A 26,715-nucleotide genomic window follows, 5' to 3' on the forward strand; every position below is an offset into this window, starting at 1 on the left:
GGTTAAGCGCGAGGCTTGACCGTGCCGCAATCGGTGCCCAGCCATTGGGCGTGGGTATCCAGGCTGCCCTTCTGTTGAACGCCGGTGGCATTGAAGGTGCCGTTGACGGTGGTGGTGAATTCTTTCTGGCTCTGGAAGGTAGCGACGCCGGTGCCCTGGGCTTTCGGGCAACTGAAACGGAATTTCCACTGGTTGCCGGTCTTGTCGGTCACTTCCTGTTTGCAGCCCGATTGCGGGTCGGTCAGGGGGATCGAATCAGAGGCGACTTGTGCCGGGGTGAGGCACACCTGCACGCCTTTGCCGGCCATGGTGATGCCTTGTTTTTCCAGCATGGCGCGCTGTTCGGGGGTCATCTGCTGCTTGAGCTGACCGAGGATCAGCGACAGGTCCGGGAGGTCCTGGTTATCGACTTTCATGTTGCTGGTGGTCAATTCCCACAAGCCCGGCGCCAGCATCTGCGCCTGCGCTGCCACCGGCAACGACAAACCAACAACCATGGCCAAACCAAGCAGACGAGCATTCATCGGGTAACTCCTGGGCAATTGTGGACGTTAGACGCCGCAAAAGTGCCAGTGTTGCACGGCAAATAAAATAGCGACATTCGCAGCCGTTCATGGTCTGTTAGGCATTGGATTGTCTGGAGTACCGTCGTCCATGGATTTCTTTGGCCCGCACCTGCTCGCCTACTTCATCGCCACGCTGCACTTGCTCGGGACTCTCGCCGCGATCCACGCGGTGCTGACCGTCAGGACCGCCCAAGGCTCGATCGCCTGGGCCTTGTCACTGATGTTCATGCCCTATCTCACCCTGATCCCCTACCTGATCTTTGGCCGCAGCACCTTCGACGCGTATATCCAGGCGCGTCGCCAGGCCAACCAGGAAATGCACACCGCGATCACCGAGCTGAACTGGCGCCCGTGGGTCGAGGAGGCTCTCGCCGCGCGCAACTCCAGTGCCTACGCGTCGTTGCGCGCCATGCCCAAGCTGGGCCGCATGCCGTGCCTAGCCAACAATGAAGTGCGCTTATTGATCAACGGCGAGGCCACTTTCAGTGCAATCTTCGACGCCATTCGCAGTGCCAAAACCGCCGTGCTGTTTCAGTTCTTCATCATTCATGACGATGAACTCGGTCGTCAGTTACAGACGCTGTTGAAGGAAAAGGCCGCCCAAGGCGTGGGCATCTACGTCATGTACGACCGCATCGGCAGCCATGCCCTGCCCCATCAGTACGTGCAATCGCTGCGCGACGCCGGGGTGCAGGTCAAGGCGTTCGCCACCCGCAGCGGTTGGCTCAACCGTTTCCAGGTCAACTTCCGCAACCACCGCAAGATCGTGGTGGTGGACGGTGTCACCGGGTTTGTCGGTGGGCACAATGTGGGCGATGAATACCTGGGCAAAAAACCGCCATTGGCACCATGGCGCGATACCCATGTGCAAGTCACCGGCCCGGTGGTGGCGTGCCTGCAGGAGTCGTTTGCTGAGGACTGGTTCTGGGCCGCGCGCGAGCTGCCGCCGCTGATCCTGCCGGATGCCTACCCCGAAGACGGCGTGCTCTGCCAATTGCTCGCCAGCGGCCCGGCCGATCCCTATGAAACCTGCTCGCTGTTTTTCGTCGAGGCCATCCATGCGGCCACCGAGCGCGTGTGGATCACCAGCCCGTATTTCATCCCCGACGAAGCGGTGTTCGCCGCCCTGCGCCTGGCGGTCCTGCGGGGCGTGGACGTGCGCCTGCTGTTGCCATCGCGGCCCGACCACCGCATCGTGTACGCCGCGTCCAGCCTGTATGCGATCGAGGCGGTGCGCGCTGGTGTCCGGGTATTCCGCTACACACCGGGCTTTCTGCATCAGAAGGTGGTGCTGGTGGACAACGAGATCAGCGCCATCGGCAGTGCGAACATGGACAACCGTTCATTCCGGCTGAATTTCGAAGTGATGTTGCTGACGGTAGACGAAGCCTTCGCCAAGCAGGTGGAACAGATGCTGCTGGACGACTTCGCCCAGGCCCATGAAGTGAGCCAGGAAGAAAGCCGCGAGACCCGCCGCCTGCAGCAACTGGGCATGCGGGTGGCGCGCTTGATCTCACCGATTCTCTAATGGCCAATGCGGTAAAAAATGTGGGAGAGAGCAAGCCCCCTCCCACATTAGGATCTCCACCTTTCTGGAACATCAGCTCAGCGATAAATGTCTTCCCGCGTCCACGGCAGTTCATGGCTGCCATCCGCGTGAGGCTTCACCGCGAGGATCTGGTGCAGGTTGATCCAGCCCCGCGCAAACGCATAGGCACACCCGGCCAGGTACAGCCGCCAGATGCGCAACGCCTGCTCCGGCACCAGCTTCGCCGCCGCTTCCAGGTTGTCTTCCAGGCGCTCGCTCCAATGGTCCAGGGTCCGCGCGTAATGCAGGCGCAGGCTTTCGACGTCGACCACTTCCAGCCCGACTTCACTGATCTCGGCGGTCATCATCGCCAAATGGGGCAGTTCGCCGTTGGGGAACACATAACGCTCGATAAACTCCCCGGCGCCACGGCCCACGGGCCGGCCGTCGGTATGCTTGGCGGTAATGCCATGGTTCATCACCAGGCCGCCTTCGCGCACGGCACCAAACAGGGTCTTGCAGTATTGCGCCAGGTTGGCGTGGCCGACGTGCTCGAACATGCCCACGCTCACCACTTTGTCGAAACGACCATCCTGAGGCAGATCGCGGTAGTCGAGCAGTTGCAGGTCGATCTGGTCTTCCAGGCCCTCGGCTTTCACCCGCTCCTTGGCCAATGCCAGCTGTTCCTTGCTCAGGGTGATACCAAACACTTTCACCCCGAACTCCCGCGCCGCAAAACGCGCCAGCCCGCCCCAGCCACAGCCTACGTCGAGCAGGTACTCGCCGGGCTGCAAGCGCAGTTTGCGGCACAGGTGGCGGAATTTGTCTTGCTGGGCCTGGTCAATGGATTCGCTGCCGGTTTCGAAATACCCGCAGGAGTACGCCATGTCCTGGTCCAGCCAGAGCTGGTAGAACGCGTTGGACAGGTCGTAATGGTAGGAAATAGCCGCGGCGTCGGTGGCCTTGTCGTGGATCGAGCGCACCGGACGACTCCCCTCGTCGTCGTCGATCAGGGCATGACTCAGTTCGTCACACACCCGGATCACTTCAGTGATGGAGCCTTCCAGCTCCAGTTTGCCCTCGACGAAGGCTTCGCCCAACGAGTCGAGTGTGGGATGGGTCAGTTGGGGCACGACCGTGGGGTCCTTCACCACGATGGTCACACTGGGCTCGGGGCCCAAGTTGAATTCATGGCCATCCCAGAGTCGAAGACGCAGCGGCAGCTGAAGATTCTGTAAGGCCGGTGGAAGTTGCGCGAGCATGAGTAGTCCCCCCTTGTTTCAGACGTCTGGAATGAGGGTAGACCATCCCGAGAAAAAGTAGGAGGCTATCGATTTGATAGCGTTCTTCTATGGGGCCCGGCGCTGGAGCAAACCGTCCTGGATCCACTGTTTCAGCCATGTCACCGCTTGCAGTGGTGCACCCTCTCCATAAGTGACTGCCAACTCTGCACACAGTTCTGAAAAATCCCAGCCGGTGGTCACGATCCCCGCCAAGGCGCAGGCCTCGAAGGGTTCCAGGCTGCGGTAACGGCATACATTCTGGTGGCGCCACACCACGCAGATGTGTGCCGGATCAAGCACCTCGCTGCCTGGGAAACTGGATTTATCCTTGCTGGATCGCCAGATCGCCAACGTGTTGAAGCGGCAAAGTAACTGCTGCACTGAAGGCGCCAGGTTGACCTGTAGACCCGGCCACTCTTCGGCAGGCAACAACGCCATGTCATCCAGCGTCAGCAACCGCCCTTCCGGCGCGTCAAACGCCAGGGTGAACGCCCACTCCAACCGCGCCAGCTCGGCCAGCGGCGCGCTTTGTTCGGCCACCAGATGCTCAAGGATAAACGCCGCAAACCGCTCCCCCAGCCAGCGCAAACTGTAATGCGCAGAGGGATGGCGGCGCACATAGGCTTCACTCAGCAACGCAAACTCATCATCCCCGAGCCAATACCGGATGGCGCCGAAGTCATGTCGCAGCACGTCCTGCAAGCGCGAGAGGTAGGCATTGTGATAAATCGCCAGGCCCGTTTCCACCTCCAGTGTCGGCCCACCAAGCAACGTGGCGGCGAAATCACTGTTGGCAACCGGCGTCTCGGATAACAGATGCTGTTCAAAAGCCAACTGCCAATCGGTCAGGCGCATAACGCTCTCCTGGCCAGGGCGGTGGCCCCCAGTTCGCGGGCCTTGCTCAACTCGGTGAGCAGTTCTTCGAGCGGCGGGAAATGGTCATCGCGCTCCAACAATGTCGAGACCGGCCCCACGTGCTCCAGGGTCTGTTGATACAGCGCCCACACCGGATCGCACACCGGATGGTCGTGGGTATCGACCACGTAGTCGCCGTAATCCATATGCCCTGCAAGGTGCAGCTGGCGGATGCTGTCGGGCGGCAGGTTGCGGATAAAGGTCCAGGCATCGAAGCCATGGTTGCGCGCACTGACATACACGTTGTTTACGTCCAGCAGCAACTGGCAGCCCGACAGGTGGGCCAGGGCATTGAGGAATTCCCATTCGGTGAATTCATCCGCCTTGGCACGCACATAGCTGGAGACGTTTTCCAGCACCAGCGGGCGCTGCAACACATCCTGCACTTGGCGAACGCGAGCAGCCACGTGGTAGAGGCTTTCTTCGGTATAAGGCAGGGGCAGCAGGTCGTGCAACTGGTGCGCGCTGCCACGGCTCCAGCACAGGTGATCGGAAATCCACGCGGGCTGGATGCGCTCCGCGAGCTGCTTGAGGTGTTTCAGGTAGTCCATGTCGACGGGGTGGGGGCCGCCGATGGACAGGGACACACCGTGCATCACCAACGGGTAACGCTCGGCTATCGCATCCAGGTAGTACAAGGCTTTACCGCCCTGCACCAGATAGTTCTCGGAGATCACTTCGAACCAATCCACGGCCGGCGCTTGTTCAAGGATCTGCTGGTAGTACTCACTGCGTAAACCCAGGCCGTAACCCAGACTTGGAAGGGACGCGGACATGACTCGCTCCAGGGCAAAATGTCCGCAGCGGTGGGGGCTGCCGCTGCGGTTGCACTTGTTTGCCGGTTATTCGCCGACTTTGCCGCCCGCTGCGTCACAGGCGGCTTTGGTCATGGCCTTGAAGCCGTGGCCTTTGCACACCGCCTGGCCTTTGCAGGCGTTTTCAGCGGTTTTGCAGTCGTTCATGCCTTTGCAGGACGTCACGCCGTAGCAATGCACTTGCGCATCGGCGGCTTGTACCTGGGTAGCAACACCAGCAAACATGGTGGCGGCGGCCATCGCCAGGGCAGCACCAGCAGCAGCGGATTTAATCTTCATTCTCGTATTCCTCATGATCGGTAGTGGCGTCGGTCTGAACGGATTGCCCAGTCTCGACACAGCACTAGAGTGAGGCCCCTTATCGGCGTTACAGCCGTGTGCAAATATTTCTGAAATTAATCCTCAAGCTTCGACAGCGGCTCCTGAAACCGCAGCAAACGCCCGGCATTGCCCAGTACCAGCAAGGTGCTGAGGTTATGCAACACCGCCGCAATCATCGCCCCCGCAGCACCCAACCAGCCAAAGGCGGCAAACACCACGATGGCCAAGGTCCAGCCCAGGCCAATGACTACGTTGACCTGCAACGTACGCCGGCACTGGCGACTCAAGCGCACACAGGTGCCCAGGCGCCGCAGGTCGCTGCCGATCAACACCACATCCGCCGAGGCCAGCGCAATGTCCGCCCCGCCCGCGCCCATGGCCACCCCAACCACGCCAGCCTTGAGCGCCAGGGAATCGTTGATCCCATCACCGACCACCATGGGCCGGAAGCCGCTGCCGATTTCCCCAAGCACGCGGTTGAGCTTGTCTTCCGGCAACGCCTGGGCTTCGACATCGCTGATGCCCACGTCCAGCGCCAGGCTGTCGGCCACGCTTTGACGGTCGCCAGTGAGCAGCAGTTGACGACCCAGGCCCAAATCCCGCAACTCTTGCAGGGCCTGGCGCGCCTCCGGCTTGACACTGTCGGCCAGCAGCAGCCAGGCCAGAAACTGCCCGTTCAGGGCCAGCCCGGCAATCGGGCCGTCATGGTTCGGCACCGTCGTCGTGACAATACCCAATTGCTCGAACAACTCGGGACGGCCCAACGCCGCTTCGCCCTGCTCGGTCTGTGCCACAACGCCCAGGCCCTGGCGCTCGCGAATATCCGTGAGCGCCAGCAGTTGCGCCTGAGTCGCCAACCCCGCCAACGCACGGCTGACCGGGTGGCTACTGGCCGAACCGAGGCTGGCCGCAAGGTTGAGCAGCGCCTGGCGGTCGGTCGACGAGGTCTCGATGGACTGCAAACGCAGGGTGCCAAAAGTCAGGGTGCCGGTCTTGTCCACCACCAGCGAGGTCAGGTCCGCCAACTCTTCGAGGAACGCCGAGCTGCGAATCAGGATCCCATGCCGGGCCGCCACGGCGATCCCGGCAATCGCCGTTGCCGGTGCCGACAGCACCAGGGCGCAGGGGCACGCCGCCACCAGCACCGCGAGCATCGCCTGAGCGTCATTGGTCACAAACCAGGTCACTGCCGCCAGCAGCAACACCAACACCATATAGCTGCCCGCGTAACGCTCCAGCAGCCGCGTGATCGGCGGCTTGGAACGTTCGGCGTTCTGCATCAGCGCGATGACTTTGCCCAGGGTCGACTCGTTGCCGGTGCGCGTCACTTGCAGGCGCAACAGCCCATCAAGGTTGATCGCCCCGCCAAACACCTGCACACCCACACTGGCTTCCAACGGCACCGACTCACCGGTGATCGGCGCCGTGTCCAGGCTCGCCTGGCCCGACAGCACCACGCCATCGGCGGGCACCCGATCACCGGCGCGCACCTCGACGATATCGCCGGTGCTCAGGGTGCCGTTATCCACTTCGATGATGCTGCCGTCGGCTTGCACCCGCCGCGCATGGCTGCGGGTCAGTTTGCCCAGGGCATGAATCGCCTCCTGGGAGCCGATCACGCTGCGCTCTTCCAATACGTGGCCGAAGATCATGATGATCGGCAGCAGCGCGGCGGTCAGCAGATCGCCGGTGGCCCAGGCGCCGAGCATCGCCAGGGCGATCAGTTGATCGGTAATGCCATGCAGGCTGGGAAAACGCAGGCTGTACCAGGCCGAGCGCATCACCGGCACCGCCACCAGCAACGAGGCCACACCGAGCAGCAACTGGCTGACGCCCGTCTGGTCCGGCGCCAACCAGCGCCATACCAGCCCCAGCATCAGCAAGCCCAGGGCGAGCATGGCCAGGGTCAATTGCCGGGCAGCGCTGCGCTGCTCGGCGGAGGTCAGCATGGGTGCGCTCATTGTTCGGCTCCCTGGATGATCAAGCGGGAGTCGTCTTCAGGATCGACCGTGGTCACCGAACCGGCCTGGCCGAGAATCTTCGGCATACGCTCCCGGTACAGGCGCAACAGCAAGCCCGGGTCTTTGACCTGGGCCAGGCTGGCGACGGTGGCCGTTTGCGCCTGGGCATTGGCCAGGCGCTCGCTGGCCTGTGCGTGGGCAACCTGCACCAGGCGGTCGGCCTGCTGGTTGGCGGTCTGGGTGAGTTTTTCCGCTTCGGTCCGGGCGTTTGCCACGGCTTTGTCGGCTTGTTGACTGGCGGTGAGTACGGCGTTGAATGCGTTCACCGCCGTGCCCGGCAGGCTCGATTGCACATCGACCCGCGTCACCTCGATGCCCAGCCCCAGGCCGGTGGCGGCCAACTCGGCCAGGCGCTTGTTGATGCCTTGCACCAAGTCACCCCGCAGCCGCTCGCGACGCTCGGCGGCGCCGTTGTCGGTGCCGATCAATTCGGGGCGCGCCACCAGGATCGTGTCCAGATCGCGCGCCGCCGTCAGCGCCACGGCGCTGCGGGTCACCAGGCGATCCAGGGCCGGCAGCACATGCGTGCCCTGCAACACAAAGGCGTAGGGTTCGGTGACCTTGTAGAACACCCGCACATCCAGCTGCACCACTCCGGCATCGCCGGTCAGCAGGTAGCCGGAGCCGGCCAGGGCATCGCTCAAGGGCGTGGCGAAACTGGCCACGCGATCAGCCTGCACCGCCGCATCGGAACGCAACAGGTTCTCCACCCGACGCTCGATCACCCGGTCGGCCGCCGGCAATAACACCACCTGCTCGAACGGCTGCGGCCAGGCCAGCAGCAGCCCGGCATTCTGGATGCGGTCGAGGGCGCCGAAGTGCAGCACCACCGCACGGTTCTGCGGGTCGATCTGCCGCACGTTGGAAAACGCCCACGCCAACGCCGCCAACACCGTCACCGCGTACAACGCCAGGAACGTCAGGCGCCCGGCCTGGATCCAGGGGCTGTCCGGGCTGTCACGCTCGGTCATGGCTGAACGTCCTTGGGCCCGTCCACCAACGCGCGAAAGGGCGCGGCGTCGGTGCGCAGGATGATTTTGGTGCCGGGGGTCACGACCGTGCCCAGGGTATCCAGGGAGCGCAGCAGGTTATACAGCTGCGGATTGCCGGCGTAGGCACGCCCATAAATCTGCGCGGCTTCGACCCGTGACTGGGCTTCGATGTCGGCGGCTTTCACCGTGGCATCGGCCTGCACGATGCGCGCGTCACGCTCAGCCGCGGAACGAATCTGCGCGGCCTCACGCTTGCCCACGGCCGTGCGTTCGGTGGCGATGGTTTCGCGCTCGGCACGCATGCGGTCGACGGTGGCGGTGAGCGTGACCGACGGCAACGTCAGGCGCTCGATCCCCACCTGCGCCACGCGCACGCCATAGGTGGTGAGCAATTGTTGATCAATCTGCTGACGCAGCTGCGCCTCGAAATCAGCGATGCGCACCTGGCTGGCGTCGGTGTTGATCAAGCTGGACAAATCAAAACTGGCCGCCGTGGTTTCCAGCGCCGAGCCGACGAAGGTGCGGATCTGCCGCGCCGCCTCATCCGGCTGGTTCTGCACCGCGCGCATAAAGCGCTGCACATTGTCGGCATCGCCCTGCACCTGCCACGCCACATAGGCCTGCACGATAATCCGCAAGCCATCGCGCGTGCCCACATCCTGCAAGCCGCTGGAGGTGGTGCGCAGGCGCAAGTCCACCGGGATCGCCGCTTCGAACGGCGCCGGCCAGCGCCAGCCCAGGCCCGGTTCCAACAACACCCGCGACGGGTTGCCGAAGCGGGTAATCACCGTGGCCTCGCCGGAGCGCACCTGCACCAGGCTCGCCGCCGCCACCGCGAACAGCACCAGCAACACCGCCCAGGCCATACGCCGCCAAGGAAAAGGACCCGCCGCCTGTTCATCACCGTGATGAGGGTGATGGTGGCCGTGGTGGTGACCATGATCGTGAGAATGAGCGCTCAACAGACAGACTCCTTATTGAACGGCTTTACGCGGCAGCGAAGGGTCGGCCGGCAAAGTAAAAGAACGCAGATCAATCGTCGGCGCGCCATCGGCGCCCAGGCGGTGATCCAGAATAAGCAGCTTGGCGTGGGCCAGGCCCAGGCTGAGTTGGCCCAGATACTGTTCCAGCACAAAGGCCCGACCGGCCGCGGCGTAGGCCTTTTGTTCGGCGGTAAAGCGCAGGTCGGCCGCTTGGGCACCGGCATTCACTTCGCGGGCGGTGGCCAAGGCCTGGTCGCGGGCGGTGCTGGCTTGCAGCAAGGCCTGGTTGGTGTGTTCGCTGGCGGCGCCGCGCTCGCGGGAGATCAGGGCCTGGGCGCCGATCTGCGCGGCTTGCACGCCGTGGTAGGCATTGGCGGCGCCGGCCGGTGGGTGGATGGCTTCCACGACAGTGGCGAGGATTTCCACACCGCTGTCGAGTGCCTGCAAGTCTGCCTGCACGGCGCGGCCGATTTCGTCGGCCAGGCGCGTGCGTTGTTCGCCGAGCAATTCGTCGAGGGTACGCGAGGCAAAATCGTGCACCAGGATGCGGCTGGCGGTGCTGCGGATCAGGGTCGGCACATCCGCGCTGTTATAGGTGGCGGCGAGCGCGGCCTGGTCGGTGAGGCCAATGCGGTAAACGAAGCGCACATCCATGTTGACGATCTGGAAGCTCTGTTTATCGCCGCTGCTGCTGGCGATCACCTGGGATTTGTCATTCACATGGCTGGCGTCCCACAACCGATTGGCAATCAGCGGTGCCGGGCCTTCGGCAGGCGCCAACTCCGGTGCGGCGGCCTCGCTGACGCTGGTGGCCAACTCATGCACCACGCCGTTCTCCACGTTGATCACGCGGCCCAAGGGCCACGGCAAGCCGGCATGCAGGCCAGGGCCGAACACCTCGACGGGCTTGCCAAAACGCTCATAAATCCCACGGCCTTGCAAAGGCACTTCATGCACGCCGGTCAGCGCCCAGCCGACCGCCAGCACCACCAGCAACACCGGCAAAAACGCCCGGCGCATGTAGGTAAACGCCCAGATCTGGCGCAGGTCGATGCCGAAACGGTTGTGTAATTCGTGCTGCAACGCCAGCAACGGTTGTGGCGGCCAGCGCAGCAACCCGGCGATGAAACTCTGCGCCATCAGGCGTGGTTCGAGGCGCGGCTGGCGCGGGCTGAACAGCGACAGCAGGCCTCTTAATAGAAACTCCAGCGCTACCAGCGCCGGCAACAGCCCGACCAGCACCGCCAGGCGCAACGGCCAGACCGACTCGGCCCCGGCAAACAGCAGGCAAATGGCACTGACCACCAGGCAGGTAATCGCCACCCGGCTCAACTGCGCCAGTTGCGCGGCTTCCGGCCACTGGGCCGTGGTTTCCTGAGCCAGGCGCCGTTCGAACACCAGCAAGCCAAACGCCAGCGCCAACGCCAATGCCGCCCCCACGCTGGCCGCTTGGCCGACAGGCGCCGAGGGCAGGCCCAGGTTCCAGAATTCGATGATGCTGACCAGCGCCAGCAGCGACCAGCCGCCCAGCCACAACACTGGCGCACCGATCTGCCTGCCAAAGTGCCCCAGAAGGCGGGCGTAACGGCCCGTTTCTTCAACCGGTAACTCAACCGCGGGCTCTTCCAGCGCCTGGGCACGCCAATCGGCCACCCACCACGCCGACTGCAGCCCCGCCACCAGCACCAGCAGGGCCGATGCACAGTTGATCAACACCACCGGCCAGATCGACACAGGTGCAAACAGCGCGACAAACAACGCCAGCACCCAACCGACAACGGCCAGCACCGTCAGGCTGATACCGGCTTGCCGCAATCGGCGGGCATGGAACAGCCCTTGCTGAAAACGCGGCAGGCCTTCAACCGAAGCGCCGTCCGCCTCTAGATCCACTTGCATCCACTCACGCCCGCTTGTACACAATTCGTTACGATATAACACGCGGCGTGAAATTTTTGTTCGTTAAACAGCGTTTTTAAGCTGCACACAGATCTCCTGTGGGAGGGGGCTTGCTCCCGATGGCGGTTGATCAGCCAGCACCTGCATCGACTGACAGACCGCTATCGGGGCAAGCCCCCTCCCACATTTGTCCTTCAGTGCCTTCCAGATCGTGACTAAACCCCCATAAACACGCGCCATCACTGGTATAGGCCATGAATAATCGGCACACTCCAAACAGTTTTTCGCGGGCTCTCGGACAAGGAAGCGTCACCCCCCATGATTTCGATCTATCAGCTCAAACCGCGTTTTCAGAACCTGCTGCGCCCCCTCGTGCAGCGCCTCTATGACAATGGCACCACGGCCAACCAGATCACCGTGCTGGCCGGGGTCATTTCCCTGCTGGTCGGCCTGTTGATCGCCAGCTTCGCCCAGCACCTGTGGCTGTTTGCGCTGATCCCGCTGTGGATGATCCTGCGTATGGCCCTCAACGCCATCGACGGCATGCTCGCCCGGGAGTTCGGCCAGCAGTCGCGCCTGGGTGCCTACCTCAATGAATTGTGCGACGTGATTGCCGACAGTGCGTTGATCCTGCCCTTCGCGCTGATCCCCGGCGTGAGCCTGGTGCCGGTGCTGATGGTGGCGCTGCTGGCGGTGTTCAGCGAATACGCCGGGGTGCTGGGGCCGATGGTGGGTGCGTCACGGCGCTATGACGGACCGATGGGCAAGAGTGACCGCGCGTTTGTCCTCGGCGTGCTGGCCACCGGTGTGGCGCTCGGCTGGCTCGGCGCCGGCTGGGTCGACACGGTGATGTGGCTGGTCGCCGCCCTGCTCGCCTACACCCTGGTCAACCGGGTGCGCCAGGGTTTGAAAGAAGAACAACCTATCTCCCCTTCTGCATAAGGATTTTGCAATGCGCGAACAGCAAGAGCACACCTTCAGTACCCATGACGGCGTCGAGCTTTTCTACCGTCATTGGCCGGCCAGCGCGCCGGCGGGCGGCGAGCCGCGCAAGGCGATCCTGCTGTTCCATCGCGGCCATGAGCACTCGGGGCGTATCGCGCACCTGGTGGATGAACTGGACTTGCCGCAGTTCGACTTCTTCGCCTGGGACTCCCGCGGTCACGGCCAATCGCCCGGCGAACGCGGCGACAGCCCGAGCTTCGCCACCAGCGCCCGTGATGTGCAGACCTTCCGCGACCATATCGGCGCCACCTATGGCATCGAGGAAGAAGACTGTGCCGTGATTGCCCAAAGTGTCGGCGCGGTGATCGCAGCCACCTGGGTGCATGACTACGCGCCGAAAATCCGCGCCCTGGTGCTCGCGTCCCCAGCGTTCAAGGTCAAGCTGTACGTGCCCTTCGCCCGGCCGGGCCTGGCGCTCATGCGCAAATTTCGCGGCAACTTTTTCGTCAACAGCTACGTCAAGGCCAAGTTCCTCAGCCATGACCCGGAGCGCGTGGCGTCCTACGACAGCGACCCGCTGATCACCAAGGCCATCTCGGTGAACGTGCTGCTGGGCCTGTACGAAGCCGCCGACCGGGTTGTCGCCGATGCCCAGGCGATCCAGGTGCCGACCCAACTGCTGGTCTCGGGCGCCGACTTTGTGGTGCACCGCAAACCCCAGCAGCAATTTTTCGACCGCCTTGGCAGCCTGAAAAAAGAACTGCATATCCTCCCCGGTTTTTTCCACGACACCCTCGGCGAGCGTGACCGCGCGGTGGCCGTGAGCAGCGCCAGGCGCTTTATCCTGCAGAACTTCGCACACCCCCTGGACCGTGCGTCCCTGCTGGACGCCGACAAACTGGGCGCCACCTGCGCCGAATCCGAATCCCTCGCAGCGCCCTTGCCGCGCAATTCCCTGCGCGACCTGTACTGGCGCCTGACCCGCGCCAGCATGGGCCTGGGCAAGAACCTGTCGGACGGCGTCAAGCTGGGCTTCGACACCGGCTTCGACTCCGGCAGCACCCTGGACTACGTGTACCGCAACACGCCCACCGGCAAAGGCGGGCTGGGCCGCATGATCGACACCAACTACCTCAACTCCATCGGCTGGCGTGGTATTCGCCAGCGCAAGCTGAACGTCGAGGAGCTGCTGCGCCTGGCCATGGCCAAGCTGAGGGATGAACAGCGCGAAGTACGCATCGTCGACATCGCCGCCGGCCACGGGCGCTACATTCTTGAAGCCTTGCAGGGCGTGTCGCCGCTGCCGGAATCGATCCTGCTGCGCGACTACAGCGATATCAACGTGCGCGACGGTGGCGCGCTGATTCGTGAGAAAGGCCTGGGAGACATCGCGCAGTTCGTCAAAGGCGATGCGTTTGACCGCTTGGATTTGGCGGCCCTGCAACCCAAGCCGACGCTGGCGGTGGTGTCCGGGCTGTATGAATTGTTTGCCGATAACGCCATGGTCGGCGGTTCGTTGGCCGGCCTGGCCGAAGCCGTGGAGCCCGGCGGTTACCTCGTATACACCGGCCAGCCATGGCACCCGCAACTGGAACTGATCGCCCGCGCACTGACCAGCCATCGCCAGGGCCAGGCCTGGGTGATGCGCCGTCGCAGCCAGGCGGAAATGGACCAGTTGGTAGAAGCCGCGGGCTTTCGCAAGATCACCCAGCGTGTGGATGAGTGGGGCATCTTTACCGTGTCCCTGGCCCAGAAGATCTGACCATGCGTGAACCCGGTCTATTGAAACCAGCGGTCCTGTGGCTGCTGCTGTTGGCGCCGCTGTTTTTCAGCACCTACGGCTTCGCCACGTGGGTTACCAGCCAGCGCAGCGATGTCGGCACCCTGGTGTTCGGCTGGGAAACCCATATGCCGTTCTGGGCCTGGACCATCGTGCCCTATTGGTCCATCGACCTGCTTTACGGGTTCTCCCTGCTGCTGCCCAACAGCCGCCATGAGCTGAAGCAACACGCGCTACGCCTGCTCAGCGCGCAGGTCATCGCCGTAAGTTGCTTCCTGATCTGGCCGCTGCGCTTCACCTTCGAGCGGCCGGAACTGGATGGCGTGTTCGGCTGGCTGTTTGCCGTGCTGGCGGGGTTCGACAAACCGTTCAACCAGGCGCCCTCGCTGCATATCGCGCTGCTGGTGATCCTGTGGGTCATGTATCAGCGCCACACCCAAGGGTTATGGCGCTGGCTGGTGCATGGCTGGTTCGCCTTGATCGGTATTTCGGTGCTGACCACTTATCAACATCACTTTATCGACTTACCCACAGGCGCCCTCGCCGGCTGGCTATGCGTGTGGCTGTGGCCGGTGGAACACCCAAGCCCCTTGCTGAATGCACGGCTGACCCGGGATTCGAAGCGCTGGCGCGTGGGCCTGCGCTACGGCCTGGGAGCCTTGGCACTGGCGATTCTGGCGTTTTCCCTGGGCGGCGGCTGGTTATGGCTGCTCTGGCCGGCGGTGTCCCTGGGCCTGATCAAGGCGAATTACCTGGTGCTCGGCGCGTCGGGATTTCAGAAACGCAGCGATGGCCGGCTTACACCTGCTGCGCGTTGGCTGTACGCCCCCTACCTGGCCGCGGCGTGGATAAATTCGCGCCTGTGGACACGCAAACATCCACAGCCGGACCCGATTGTGGATAACGTGTGGCTGGGGCGGATTCCCAGTGCGAAAGAGCAGGGTCCATTCAGCGCCATCGTCGACCTCTGCGCCGAATTGCCGATTAATCCACAGGGCCGTGCGTATCAAAGCATCCCGGTACTTGACCTGATCGCCCCGACACCCGCCGACTGCCAGCAAGCCGCCGAGGCCATCGAGCGCCTGCGTGCAAGCGGCCCGGTGCTGGTGTGCTGCGCCCTCGGCTACTCGCGCAGTGCCACCGCCGTCGCCGCCTGGCTGCTGCACAGTGGGCGCGCTGCCACGGTGGACCAGGCGCTGGCTATTATTCGTACAGCGCGGGCCCATGTGGTCCTGCATCCTGCTCATCGTCAAGCGTTGGAGGGTTTGCCCCATGCCCGCTGATATGGAACTCCAGGTGGTCGCCAGCCTGCTGCGCCGGGGCCGTTCGCTGGATCAGTTATCCACAGGCCTGACCGTGGCCGGGGTGTTATTCGGCCTGGCCCAGTTGCTGATGGCGAGTGTTTCAACCATCTGCCTGCTGCTCAGCCTGTGGATGATTATCCTCGGGCTGCTGCAAAAGTACTGGGCGCTGCGGGTGGCCTTTGACGCCGACCTGTTCGCCCTGCTGGCCCGCGACATCGAGCGCACGGCGGACCTCGATCAAGCCCTGCAAACCCTTGGCCTGCAATCGCCCAAGCGGGCCGGCCGGCCCTGGACCGAGCGCCGTCGCGGCGCCCTCAAATTGCTGCGCAAACAAGCCTGGCTGCTGGGCGCGCAAGCGCTGCTGACCCTCGCCGTGATCCTCGCCAGCCCCTGGCTGCCTTTCGCCGCATAAGGAACCCCCATGTTCGAACCCGTGGTCGCCACGCTGATTACCTCCATGGCCCGCACCGTCACCGGCGCCCGCAGCCTGTGGCTGGGTTGCGCGCCAGTGCCGGTGCAGCGTATCTATTTCGCCAACCACAGCAGCCACGGCGACTTCGTGCTGCTGTGGGCCTCACTGCCACAGAACCTGCGCAAATTCACGCGCCCGGTGGCCGGCAGCGATTACTGGAACAAAAGCGCCCTGCGCCGCTACATCATCAACCGCGTGTTCAATGGCGTGCTGATCGACCGCGAGCGCAAAGACCCTGTGGATAACCCCTTGCAGCCCATGCTCGCCGCGCTGGAAGGCGGCGACTCGCTGATCATCTTTCCCGAGGGCACGCGCAACCTGGAGGACGGCTTGCTGCCGTTCAAAAGCGGCATCTACCATCTGGCCAAAAGTTACCCACAGGCCGAATTGATCCCGGTGTGGATCGCCAACCTCAACCGGGTCATGCCCAAGGGCCGCGTGCTGCCGCTGCCTTTGCTGTGCACCACCAGCTTCGGCGCCCCCTTGCAATTGGAAGAAGGCGAAGACAAAGCCGCGTTCCTTGCCCGAACCCGCGACGCCCTGCTCGCCCTCGCCCCGGAGCATTCCTGAGATGGATAGCCAAACCCTGATGTTATTCGGCGGCATCGGCGCGATCCTGGTGCTCGCCTCGCTGATAGGCCTGATCCTCAAACTGCGCACCCGTGGCACGCCCAATGCCGTGATCGACAACCTCAACGCCCGCATCAACGCCTGGTGGGTGATGGTGGTGGTCATCGGTATCGCCTTCTGGCTCGGTACCGGTGCGGTGATCCTGCTGTTCTACGCGGTGTCGTTCTATGCCCTGCGCGAATTCCTCACCCTCACGCCGACCCGGCGCAGCGACTACCCGGCCCTGGTGGCCGCGTTCTACCTGGCATTGCCGTTGCAATACCTGCTGATCTACTCGGACTGGTACGGGCTGTTCTCGATCTTTATCCCGGTGTACGTGTTCCTGCTGCTGCCGATCCTCGCCTCCCTGGGCGGCGACACCACGCACTTCCTCGAACGCGCCTCCAAGGTGCAATGGGGCCTGATGATCGCGGTATTCTGCGTGTCGTTCGTGCCCGCCCTGCTGACCCTCGACATCCCCGGCTACGAAGGCCGCAACCTGCTGCTGATCGCCTACCTGGTGATCGTGGTGCAACTCTCTGACGTGCTGCAATACGTGTGCGGCAAGCTGTTCGGCAAACACAAGATCGCGCCCAACCTGTCGCCGTCGAAAACCGTGGAAGGCTTTGTCGGCGGGATTCTGTTGTCCTCTTTGATCGGTGCGGCGCTGTGGTGGACCACGCCGTTCAACCCGTGGCAGTCGTTCCTGATCGCCTTGCTGATCAACCTGCTCGGCTTCGCCGGCGGCATCGTCATGTCGGCAATCAAGCGCGACCGGGGGGTGAAGGATTGGGGGCATATGATCGAAGGGCACGGCGGGATGCTGGATCGTTTGGATTCGGTGTGTTTTGCGGCGCCGATTTTCTTCCACCTCGTGCGCTACTGGTGGACCTGAACTTCTTGAAAGCTAACAAATTGAGTTGCTTTGTAAGCCTATAGGCAAACAGAATCCTGTATTTTGTTAGCTTATAGGCTTATTTTTTGTGCTTACTGTATGCCTATAGGCTAATATTTATTTCAATATTGATAGCCTATAGGCTTACAAAGGTCTTTCACCATGGGTACTTCCAACCTCTACAAGCTGCGCCTTTCTCAAGTAGAACGCGCTATTGAACCCTTTAACACGGTTAAAGGCGCACCCGTTCCGCCAGGCGGATGGTTGCGTTCTATCAGAGAATCGTTGGGTCGCTCATTAAGAGCCCAGGCCGAAATGGCGGGCGTGTCTTCAGTGACCTTGACCAAGTCTGAGCGCTCCGAAGCTGAGGATCGCATTTCGCTTGCACAGCTAAGAAAGCTCGCGGCAGCACTGGACTGTGAACTCGTGTACGGCCTGGTCCCCAAAAAGCCCCTGCATGAAGTCATCCAAGACCGCGCCGAACTCATGGCCAAGCAAGAAATCCTAGGCGTAGCTCATTCCATGAGCCTCGAAGATCAACGTCCTTCTGATGCCTTCATCGAACGTCAGATTGATGAACGTCGCAAAGAATTGCTCGACGGTCCATGGACACGCCTATGGCAATAGAACTGGAACTTAAACCCGGTCAAACCCCGCTCGATCCGGACGAAGTCGCTGGGCTGAAACCGAGACACATCGCCACCCAAGGCGAATTGGATGAATGGGAGGCGCAAAACATCCTCAAAGCCTCGCGTTGGGTAGCTCGGCAAAAAAAGCTGGATGTGCTGAATGATCATTTCTGCCGCGAACTCCACGTGAAAATGTTCGACGACACTTGGAAGTGGGCCGGTACTTTCCGAAAATCAGATAAAAACATTGGCTGTGACTGGACACAGATTGCCGTCAACTTGCGTCAATTGCTCGACAACGTGGCTTACTGGCTGGAGCACAACGTATTCCCGCCAGAAGAGATTGCCGTGCGCTTTCATCATCGACTTGTGTGGCTACACGCTTTCCCCAATGGCAACGGTAGACATGCTCGCCTCATGACCGATTGCCTGCTGAGGCAATGTGGTCTTGCTCCCTTCTCCTGGGGGCGCGGTAACCTGGTGATCGTGAACGAAGTTCGCCAACGCTACATCCAGGCGCTTCGCGCTGCCGACGCCAATGATTACACGCTGCTGTTGGCATTCGTGCGCAGCTGACTCGGTAAACATCCCCGCCGTGCGGCGTATCGGCGTCATCTTTTGTATCAAAGACCCTGTAAGATACGCCGCACTTAGCCAGGGATGCTCACCATGTTCGATTCGCTCAAAGCCATCAGCCGTCGTGTTGTCGGTGTGTTTCTGACTGTGGTGGGGGCCGTTTTCGGCCAATGGCATCCGCCGCTATGGCTGCGCGCCATCGGCCGTGGCCTGGCGAACCTGGGCAACAAAGCCCGTGCGTATCCACGCCAGGCGGGTGCTGGCGTATTGGGCCTGGTGCTGTTGGCGGCCGCTGGCTTCTATGGCTGGCACTGGTACTCCAACCTGCCGCAGCCCCACACCGTGGGCTATTCGCTGCACAAACCCAACCTGACTGACTACACCCAGCAACCGCCGGTTGTGGATAACTTGCAAGTGCGTTTTGCCGAATCGGTGGCCCCGCTGGCCGCCATTGGCAAGCCGGTCACCGAAGGCATCACCCTCAAACCCAATGTGGCCGGGAGCTGGCGTTGGTCCGATGACCGCACGCTGCTGTTCGTACCGGAGAAAGACTGGCCCATCGAAGCGGGTTACACCCTTGATCTGGCCAGGAAAGGTTTGCTGGCCGATGGCGTACTGCTCAGCCAGTACAGCAGCCAGTTCTCCACCCAGCCGTTCCGCGCCACCCTGACACACAACGAGTTGTATCAAGACCCGTCGAACCCGACGCTGAAACAACTGGTGGCGACCTTCCATTTTTCCCACCCGGTCGATGAAGACAGCCTGCGCAAGCGCGTTTCGGTCACCCTCGGCAAAGGCCTGGCCTACCGCGACGCCCAGTTGCCCAACCGCCCGGACATCAGCTTCGACGAGACCAGGCTGAACGCCTACGTGCGCTCCGCCGCCCTGGCCACACCGCTGGAAAGCACGCCGGTCAGCGCCAAGTTGGATGAAGGCATCAAGGCCCGCGACGGCGGCAACGCCAGCACCGCGCCGCTGGTGGCGGAAGTCACCGTGCCCGGCCGCTATCGCCTGACCTTTACCGGCGCCGAAGTGAGCTTTGTGGATAACGAACGCGGCGAGCCTGAGCCGGTGTTGATGTTCAGCAGCTCCAGTGCCGTGGCCGATGAGACCATTGCCGGTAAGGTCCAGGCCTGGCTGTTGCCGGAAAAAGCCCAGGACGACACCCGTCCCTATAACAGCAACGACATCGACGATGCCCTGCTGGCCCGCAGTACCAAGGTCACGCTGACCCACGTGCCCAGCGTCGAACCGCTGAACACCCTGCACGCCTTCAAGTTCAAGGCCCCGGCCGGCCGTGCGCTGTATGTGCGCGTGCCCGCCAACCTGGAAGCCATCGGTGGCTACCTGGCGAAAAACCCTACGGCCTCGCTGATCAGCATGCCGGCTTATCCGCGCACCTTGCAGTTCCTCTCCGACGGCGCGTTGCTCAGCCTTAACGGCGAAAAACGCCTGGGTTTCATGGCCCGTGGTGTACCTGGCGCCCATGTGGAAATCGCGCGCTTGCTGCCCAACCAATTGCAGCACCTGGTGGACCAGAGCAGCGGCAGCTTTGCCCGGCCCAATTTCGGCAACGAGTATTTCGACCGCATGGTTGAACGCCAGTCCCTGGATATTGCGCTGTCGTCCTCGGAACCGGCGAAAACCGTGTATGACAACGTCGATCTGAGCCACTACCTCACCGCCAACGGTGGCCGTCGCGGCATTTTCGTGCTCAAGCTCAGCCCTCAGGATGAGCCGGCCGAACGCACCTTCGACTATTCGCGCAGCACCACCTCTGACCTGCGCTTTATCGTGGTCACCGACCTCGGCATCATCGCCAAGCGCTCCAGCGATGGCAGCCATGACGTGTATGTGCAATCCATCGGCAACGGTTCGCCGGTGTCCGACGCCCAGGTCGACATCATTGGCCGCAACGGTCTGCCCGTGAGCAGCGGCCACACCGACGGCGAAGGCCACGTGCATTTCGCCAAGCTGGATGAACTGCGCCGTGAGAAAACGCCGCTGATGTATGTGGTCACTCGCGGCAATGACCAGTCGTTCCTGCCGATCGCCCGTCAGTCCCAGCAGCTGGATTTGTCGCGCTTCGACGTAGGCGGTTTGGAAGAAGACGGCGCGATTGATCGCCTCAGTGCCTACCTGTTCACCGACCGTGGCCTCTACCGTCCTGGCGAGACCGCGCACCTGGGCATGATCGTGCGCAGCGGCAACTGGAAAGGTGCCCTGCAAGGCCTGCCCGTGGAGTTGCAGATCACCGACCCACGCGGTCTTGAAGTGATTCGCCAGCCGCTGAAGCTGTCTGCCAGCGGTTTTGAAACCTTTGATTTCCCCAGCAGCGAAGTCGCCCCCGCCGGTGACTACACCGCGACCTTGCAGTTGATTGGCCAGAAACAGACCCGCACCGACCTCGGCAGTGTCAGCTTCAAGGTCCGCGATTTCGAACCGGACCGCATGAAGGTCAGCCTGAGCCTGCACGACACCCCGGTACAGGGCTGGATTCCACCGGACCAGGTGGTGGCCAAGGTCACCGCGATGCACCTGTTCGGCGCCCCGGCGGCCGGCCGTCGCGTCACCGCGAAGATGTCCCTGAGCCCGACGCTCGCGGCATTCGAGCGTTACCCCGACTACCGTTTCCGCCTCAACGATTCCCTGGAAGAGGCCAGCACCGAAGACCTGGCCGAAACCACCGTCGACGACAATGGCCAGGCCGTACTCGACCTCAACCTGCAACGCTTCGCCAACAGCACCTATCGCTTGCAAGTGATGACCCAGGTGTTCGAGGCCGAAGGGGGTCGTAACGTGGCGGCGCAAAGTGCCTTGCTGGTGTCGTCCGCACCCTACCTTGTGGGTGTGAAAAGCCAGGACTCGCTGTCGTACGTCGCCAAGGACGCCCCGCGCCAGGTGCACTGGCTGGCCGTCACGCCAGACCTCACCCCGTTGGCGGTGGATGGCTTGACCAGCGAAGTGGTCGAACACCGCTACGTGTCGGTACTGGTGAAACAGTCCAACGGCACCTACAAGTACGAGTCGCGTATCAAGAACATCAGCCAGCCGGCCTCGCCGCTGGTGATGACCAAGGACGGCGCCAGGCAGGCCCTGAACACCGCCACTCCAGGGGATTTCACCCTGCAAGTGAAGGACGCCAACGGCAACCTGCTCAACCAGATCGACTACAGCGTGGCCGGACGCGGGAATACCTCGCGCTCCCTGGAACGCAACGCCGAGCTGCAACTGCGCCTGGATAAACGCAGCTACGCCACCGGCGATGAGATCGCGATCAGCATCCGCGCGCCTTACACCGGTGCGGGCCTGATCACCATCGAGCGGGACAAGGTCTACACCCAGCAGTGGTTCAAGGCCGACAGTACCAACAGCGTGCAACATATCCGCGTGCCTGCGGGGCTTGAGGGCAATGCCTACGTCAACGTGCAGTTTGTGCGCGACATCGGCTCGTCCGAGGTCTACATGAGCCCGCTGTCCTACGGGGTGGTGCCGTTCAGCATCAACCTCGATGCGCGGCGCATGGCGTTGAAGGTCGAGGGCCCGGCGAAAATCGAGCCGGGGCAGACGCTGGACATCAAGGTCAACGCCGATCGCCCGGGCCGCGCGGTGGTGTATGCAGTGGACGAAGGCATCCTGCAGGTAGCCCGCTACCAGACGCCGGACCCGCTGGGCTTCTTCTTCCAGAAACGTGCGCTGGAAGTCGGCACCAGTCAGATCCTTGACCTGATCCTGCCGGAATTCAGCCGCCTGCTCAGTGGGGCGGCGCCCGGTGGCGATACGGAAGGCGCCCTGGCCAACCACCTCAACCCGTTCAAGCGTAAACACCAGCCGCCAGTGGCCTGGTGGTCCGGGCTGGTGGACTTGCCCGCCGGTGAAACCGTGCTGCATTACCAGGTGCCGGACAGCTTCAACGGCAAGCTGCACCTGTTCGCGGTGGCTGTGGACGCCGACAGCGTGGGCGTCAGCGAGGCCAATACCGAGATCCGTGGCCCGATCGTCATCACGCCGAACGTGCCAGCCTTCGTGGCGCCGGGTGATGTGTTCAACGTCAGCGCCGGGGTATTCAGCAACCTCGAGGCGGCGGCGGACGTGAAGTTTGAAGTGCAGACCAGCACTGGCCTGGTGGTGCAGGGCGACAAAGCCAGCACCTTGTCCCTGCAACCGCGCAAGGAGGGCACCGCCGAGTTCAAGATCAAGGTCGGCGAAACCCTCGGTTCGGCGGACCTGCGCTTTGTCGCCGTGTTGCCGGATGGCAAGCGGATCCAGGTGGCGGAAACCACTTCGATTCGCCCTCTGAGCGAGCATCGCGTGGCCCTGAGCCTGGGTCGTTTCGACAGCGCCAGCAAAGAGCTCAAGCCCACCCGTGAACTGTTCAGCCAGTTGCGCGACGTACAACTGGGTGTGGCCGCCTCGCCGCTGGTATGGGCCAACGGCCTCAAGCATTACTTGGATGACTACGGTTATGCCTGCACCGAGCAACTGGTGTCCAAGGCCATGCCGGCGTTGATCTGGGGCGGCACCGCACCCGAGGCAGAACAGGCCTTCAGCGGAGCGGTGCGTATGTTGCGCCAGCGCCAGAACCAGGCCGGCGGCTTTGGTTTGTGGGCCGCCAACCCGGATGTGGCGCCCTACGCCAGCCTGTACGCCACCGATTTCCTGATCGAAGCCAAGGAGCGCGGGCTGCCGGTGCCGGAAGACCTGCTGGTGCGCGCCAACAGCTATCTGACGGACCTGGCCAACGGCCCGAGCGAAGGCCTGTCGGAATTGCGCAACCGCGCCTACGCCAGTTACCTGTTGAGTCGTCAGGGGATTCTGGTGAGCGGCGCCTTGAGCGATATCCGCGAACGCTACGAAAGCTACTTCAAGGACAGCTGGCAGAACGACTTGGGCGCCGCCTACCTGGCGGCCAGCTACAAACTGCTCAAGCAGGATCGCCAGGCCGACACCGTGTTCCGCAAGATCCCTTGGCGTTCGCTTGTGGATAAGTGGGACAGCGACGGCCTGTATTACGACCCGCTGGTCCACGATGCCGAGCACCTGCATCTGCTCGCTCGCCATTTCCCCGAGTTGCTGGACGATGTTCCTACCGCCCTGCTGGATAAACTCGGCAAGCGCCTCAACGAACAGCGCTACAACTCGCTGTCGGCGGCGCTGTTACTGCGGGCCTTGGACAACTACGGCCAGCGCGCGCAAAGCGATATGACCCTCAAGGCCACTGCCTGGCTGGGCGACAAGCAGCAACAATTGCTGGAAATGGCTGGCCAGCCACCCCGCGCGGCGGTACCGGGCGCCACGCAAAAACTGCTGATGGAAAAATCCGATGGCCCGGCGGCGTTCTACATGCTCAGCGAAGCCGGTTTCGACAAGGGTGCCAAGCTCAAGCCCATCAACAACGGGCTGGAGATCATCCACGAATACCTCGACCTCAAAGGCGAGCCGGTGAGCACAGTGGCGGTGGGCGATGAGTTCCTGGTGCGCTTGCGCCTGCGTGCCACCGACCGTGACCAGGTGCAGCAAGTGGCGGTGGTCGACTTGCTGCCCGGTGGCGTCGAGCCTGTGTATAACTTGCCGCCGGAGCCGGAAGCCGCCAGCAGCGAGGACAGTGAAGGCGAAGCGTCTGAATACGTAGAAGAAAGCGAACAAGAAGCCGATGCCTGGCAAGCGCCCATCGGCGAAACCGAGCTGAGCAACTGGCAGCCGGACTATGTGGATGTGCGTGATGATCGGGTGGTGTTGTACGGCACGGCACTGCGCGACGTAGGCACCTTCGTCTATCGCGTGCGCGCCACCAACGCCGGCACGTTCAATACACCACCGGCCTACGCCGAAGGCATGTACGAAACCACCCTGCAAGGACGCGGCAAAGTAGGCCAGCTTGAAATTACCAAGCCTTAAACGCCTGGCGCCGCTGCTGGCAGCGGCGCTGGTGCTGGCGGGGCTGCGGCTATGGCCCTACGCTCCGCTGGAACAGGCTGTGACGTCGTCACGGGTGGTGCTGGCCGATGACGGTTCGCTGCTGCGCATGACCCTGGCGGATGACGGCCAATACCGTTTATGGCTGCCGCTGGAGCGCATCTCGCCGTCACTGGTGGAGGCCTTGCTGCTCAAGGAAGACCGCAATTTCTATTGGCACCCGGGGATCAATCCCCCGGCGTTGCTGCGCGCGGCCCTGGCCACCTACAGCGGCGGCCAACGCCAGGGCGGCTCGACCTTGAGCATGCAACTGGCACGGCGCCTGTGGGATCTCAACACCCGCCAGGTACCCGGCAAATTGCAACAGATGGCGTTGGCCCTGTGGCTGGAGGCGCGCTACAGCAAGCACGACATCCTTGAGGCTTACCTGAACCTGGCGCCCATGGGCGGCAATATCGAAGGCGCCGAAGCGGCCAGTCGCATCTACTTCGGCAAGGCGGCGGCGCAGTTGTCGTTGTCCGAAGCCTTGGCGCTGGCGGTGATTCCCCAGCAGCCGGGGCGGCGCGCGCGCTTTGGGCCGTCGCTGCAAAACGCGCGACTGCGCTTGATGAATGACTGGCGCGAAACGTATCCACAAGACCCGCGTAACGCCAGTTTGCTCGAGCTGCCCCTGGAAGCCCGCAACCGCCAGCAGATCCCGTTTCTGGCGCCGCATCTGAGCGAGCAGCTGTTGGCCTCCCAGCCCGGCAACGAACTCAACAGCACCCTCAACCTGCCCCTGCAGCAACTGCTCGAACGCCTGATCAGCGGCTTTATCGCCGAGCGGCGCAGCACCGGTGTGGAAAATGCCACGGCCATCCTGATCGACAGCCGCGACCAGAGCGTCAAGGCGCTGGTGGGCTCGGCGGATTACTTATCCACAGGCATCCACGGCCAGGTCAACGGCGTATTGTCACGCCGGTCGCCAGGTTCGACCCTCAAGCCGTTTCTCTACGGGCTGGCACTGGATCAAGGGGTGATCCACCCCATGAGTATCCTCAAGGATTTGCCCAGTAACTTCGGCTACTTCCAGCCGGAAAATTTCGACGGCAGTTTTGTCGGGCCTCTGACCGCACGGGATGCATTGATCCGTAGCCGCAATATCCCGGCGGTGTGGCTGGCCAGCCAGGTGAAGTCGCCGTCGTTGTATGGGTTGCTGCAACGCGCCGGGATCAAGGGCCTGCGCGGTGAAAGCCATTACGGCCTGGCCCTGGCCCTCGGTGGCGGTGAGATGACCCCCGAGGAACTGGCGCGGCTGTATCTGATGCTGGCGGGCGACGGCCGTCTGCGGCCGTTGCGCTATCTGCAGGAGCAGCCCCAGGCCACCGGCCCGCAGCTCCTCACCCCGCAGGCGGCCTTTATGGTGCGCGATATGCTGCGCCGTAACCCACGCCCGGATGGCCTGCCCGCGCGGCACTGGCGCACCGCCTGGAAAACCGGCACGTCCTGGGGGTTCCATGATGCATGGAGCGCGGGTCTGGTCGGCCCCTACGTGCTGGTGGTGTGGGTGGGCAACTTCGATGGTCGCCCCAACCCGGCGTTTATCGGTGCCAAAACCGCCGCGCCGCTGTTCTTCCGTATCGCCGACGCCCTGCCCCTGGCCTTGCCCAACGTCGTGATCAAGGCCGACAAACCACCCGCCGGCCTGGTGCGCATCGACGTCTGCGCCGCCTCGGGCGAGTTGCCCAACCGCTGGTGCCCGCAAACCCGCAAGACCTGGTACATCCCCGGCGTGTCACCGATTCGCGTGTCCAACCTGCACCGCCCGGTACTGATCGACACCCGTACCGGCAAAGCCGCGTGCCCGCCGTTCGAGGCGCAATACACCCGCGAGGAAGTCTTCGAATTCTGGCCCAGCGACATCCAACGCCTGTACCGCGCCGCCGGCCTGCCCCGCCGCACACCACCCAACGTGATGAAAAACTGCCAGCCCAACCGCATCAGCGACCAGAGCGAAGCCCCGCAGATTCGCTCGCCGCTGACTCAAGTGAGCTATCAGTTGCGCCTGTCCCAACCCCAGGAAAGCATCCCGCTGAACGCGAATGCGGCCAGCGATGCGGCGACGCTGTACTGGTTTGCTGATCAAACCTTGATCGGCCAGGGCCCGCCGCAAGCCACATTGAACTGGCGGCCGGGCAAGTCGGGGGAGTATCGGCTGCGGGTCAGTGATGATCAGGGGCGCAGTGCGAGCCGGGGGTTGAGGGTGGAGTTTGTGCCGTGATAAGCCGCC

At 62.9% G+C, this 26,715-nt stretch carries 20 protein-coding genes; 11 read left to right on the forward strand and 9 right to left on the reverse strand.

Translation table 11 applies throughout. From position 1 onward, the window contains the following. Positions 1–2: 2 nt before the first annotated feature. On the reverse strand, positions 3–524 hold the full coding sequence (locus J3D60_RS21125; RefSeq protein ID WP_092355965.1) for a DUF3617 domain-containing protein: 522 nt from the start codon (positions 522–524) through the stop codon (positions 3–5). A gap of 130 nt (positions 525–654) precedes the next feature. Between J3D60_RS21125 and cls the strand changes: the two genes are divergently transcribed. Next, positions 655–2,094, forward strand: coding sequence for a cardiolipin synthase (gene cls / locus J3D60_RS21130; protein WP_253492668.1), 1,440 nt, complete (start codon positions 655–657; stop codon positions 2,092–2,094). Between the two features lie 77 nt (positions 2,095–2,171). Here cls and cfaB read toward each other — a convergent pair whose 3' ends face one another. The 8 genes from cfaB to hflK (J3D60_RS21170) form a co-directional block, all read right to left on the reverse strand. Next, positions 2,172–3,356: a C17 cyclopropane fatty acid synthase CfaB gene (cfaB, locus tag J3D60_RS21135; RefSeq protein WP_253492669.1), complete on the reverse strand. Its 1,185-nt coding sequence runs from the start codon at positions 3,354–3,356 to the stop codon at positions 2,172–2,174. A gap of 87 nt (positions 3,357–3,443) precedes the next feature. Then, a complete protein-coding gene (locus J3D60_RS21140; protein ID WP_065937928.1) occupies positions 3,444–4,232 on the reverse strand; it encodes a DNA-binding domain-containing protein in 789 nt (262 codons plus the stop codon). Continuing rightward, the gene (locus J3D60_RS21145) at positions 4,223–5,068 is read right to left on the reverse strand and encodes a DUF692 domain-containing protein (RefSeq protein WP_253492670.1); all 846 of its coding nucleotides are present in this window, start codon (positions 5,066–5,068) and stop codon (positions 4,223–4,225) included. Before J3D60_RS21145 ends, J3D60_RS21140 begins: the two co-directional genes overlap by 10 nt. Positions 5,069–5,134: 66 nt before the next feature. Then, positions 5,135–5,386 (reverse strand): membrane protein, encoded by a 252-nt coding sequence (locus J3D60_RS21150; protein WP_027608195.1) that lies wholly within the window; start codon positions 5,384–5,386, stop codon positions 5,135–5,137. Between the two features lie 116 nt (positions 5,387–5,502). After that, complete coding sequence (locus J3D60_RS21155; RefSeq protein WP_027608194.1) at positions 5,503–7,389, reverse strand: cation-translocating P-type ATPase; 1,887 nt, start codon at positions 7,387–7,389, stop codon at positions 5,503–5,505. Then, positions 7,386–8,420, reverse strand: coding sequence for a protease modulator HflK (gene hflK, locus J3D60_RS21160; protein ID WP_253492673.1), 1,035 nt, complete (start codon positions 8,418–8,420; stop codon positions 7,386–7,388). The genes J3D60_RS21155 and hflK (J3D60_RS21160) overlap by 4 nt, the downstream gene beginning before the upstream one ends. Continuing rightward, complete coding sequence (hflC, locus tag J3D60_RS21165; protein ID WP_027608192.1) at positions 8,417–9,403, reverse strand: protease modulator HflC; 987 nt, start codon at positions 9,401–9,403, stop codon at positions 8,417–8,419. Before hflC ends, hflK (J3D60_RS21160) begins: the two co-directional genes overlap by 4 nt. Positions 9,404–9,415: 12 nt before the next feature. Beyond that, the gene (gene hflK, locus J3D60_RS21170; RefSeq protein WP_253492676.1) at positions 9,416–11,320 is read right to left on the reverse strand and encodes a protease modulator HflK; all 1,905 of its coding nucleotides are present in this window, start codon (positions 11,318–11,320) and stop codon (positions 9,416–9,418) included. Positions 11,321–11,638: 318 nt separating this feature from the next. Between hflK (J3D60_RS21170) and J3D60_RS21175 the strand changes: the two genes are divergently transcribed. The 10 genes from J3D60_RS21175 to pbpC all read left to right on the forward strand — a co-directional run bounded on the left by J3D60_RS21175 (position 11,639) and on the right by pbpC (position 26,706). Next, entirely contained in the window at positions 11,639–12,262 is a 624-nt protein-coding gene (locus J3D60_RS21175) for a CDP-alcohol phosphatidyltransferase family protein (protein ID WP_253492679.1), read from the forward strand. A gap of 10 nt (positions 12,263–12,272) precedes the next feature. Further along, positions 12,273–14,027 carry a bifunctional alpha/beta hydrolase/class I SAM-dependent methyltransferase gene (locus tag J3D60_RS21180; RefSeq protein WP_253492682.1) on the forward strand — a complete coding sequence of 585 codons (1,755 nt, stop codon included), beginning with the start codon at positions 12,273–12,275 and terminating at the stop codon, positions 14,025–14,027. Between the two features lie 2 nt (positions 14,028–14,029). Further along, the gene (locus J3D60_RS21185) at positions 14,030–15,328 is read left to right on the forward strand and encodes a phosphatase PAP2/dual specificity phosphatase family protein (protein ID WP_253492684.1); all 1,299 of its coding nucleotides are present in this window, start codon (positions 14,030–14,032) and stop codon (positions 15,326–15,328) included. Further along, positions 15,318–15,761: a hypothetical protein gene (locus tag J3D60_RS21190; protein ID WP_027608187.1), complete on the forward strand. Its 444-nt coding sequence runs from the start codon at positions 15,318–15,320 to the stop codon at positions 15,759–15,761. The genes J3D60_RS21185 and J3D60_RS21190 overlap by 11 nt, the downstream gene beginning before the upstream one ends. Positions 15,762–15,770: 9 nt before the next feature. Continuing rightward, entirely contained in the window at positions 15,771–16,391 is a 621-nt protein-coding gene (locus tag J3D60_RS21195; protein ID WP_027608186.1) for a 1-acyl-sn-glycerol-3-phosphate acyltransferase, read from the forward strand. Between the two features lies 1 nt (position 16,392). Further along, positions 16,393–17,325, forward strand: a complete 933-nt coding sequence (locus J3D60_RS21200; RefSeq protein ID WP_032885177.1) for a phosphatidate cytidylyltransferase — start codon at positions 16,393–16,395, stop codon at positions 17,323–17,325. Between the two features lie 162 nt (positions 17,326–17,487). Continuing rightward, the gene (locus J3D60_RS21205) at positions 17,488–17,952 is read left to right on the forward strand and encodes a helix-turn-helix domain-containing protein (protein ID WP_027608185.1); all 465 of its coding nucleotides are present in this window, start codon (positions 17,488–17,490) and stop codon (positions 17,950–17,952) included. Next, positions 17,943–18,530, forward strand: a complete 588-nt coding sequence (locus J3D60_RS21210; RefSeq protein WP_253492685.1) for a mobile mystery protein B — start codon at positions 17,943–17,945, stop codon at positions 18,528–18,530. Before J3D60_RS21205 ends, J3D60_RS21210 begins: the two co-directional genes overlap by 10 nt. A gap of 93 nt (positions 18,531–18,623) precedes the next feature. Next, a complete protein-coding gene (locus J3D60_RS21215) occupies positions 18,624–24,428 on the forward strand; it encodes an alpha-2-macroglobulin (protein ID WP_253492686.1) in 5,805 nt (1,934 codons plus the stop codon). Beyond that, on the forward strand, positions 24,409–26,706 hold the full coding sequence (pbpC, locus tag J3D60_RS21220) for a penicillin-binding protein 1C (RefSeq protein ID WP_253492687.1): 2,298 nt from the start codon (positions 24,409–24,411) through the stop codon (positions 26,704–26,706). The genes J3D60_RS21215 and pbpC overlap by 20 nt, the downstream gene beginning before the upstream one ends. Positions 26,707–26,715 lie beyond the last annotated feature (9 nt).

It is taken from the genome of Pseudomonas sp. S3E17, assembly GCF_024168685.1.
Taxonomy (GTDB): domain Bacteria; phylum Pseudomonadota; class Gammaproteobacteria; order Pseudomonadales; family Pseudomonadaceae; genus Aquipseudomonas; species Aquipseudomonas marginalis.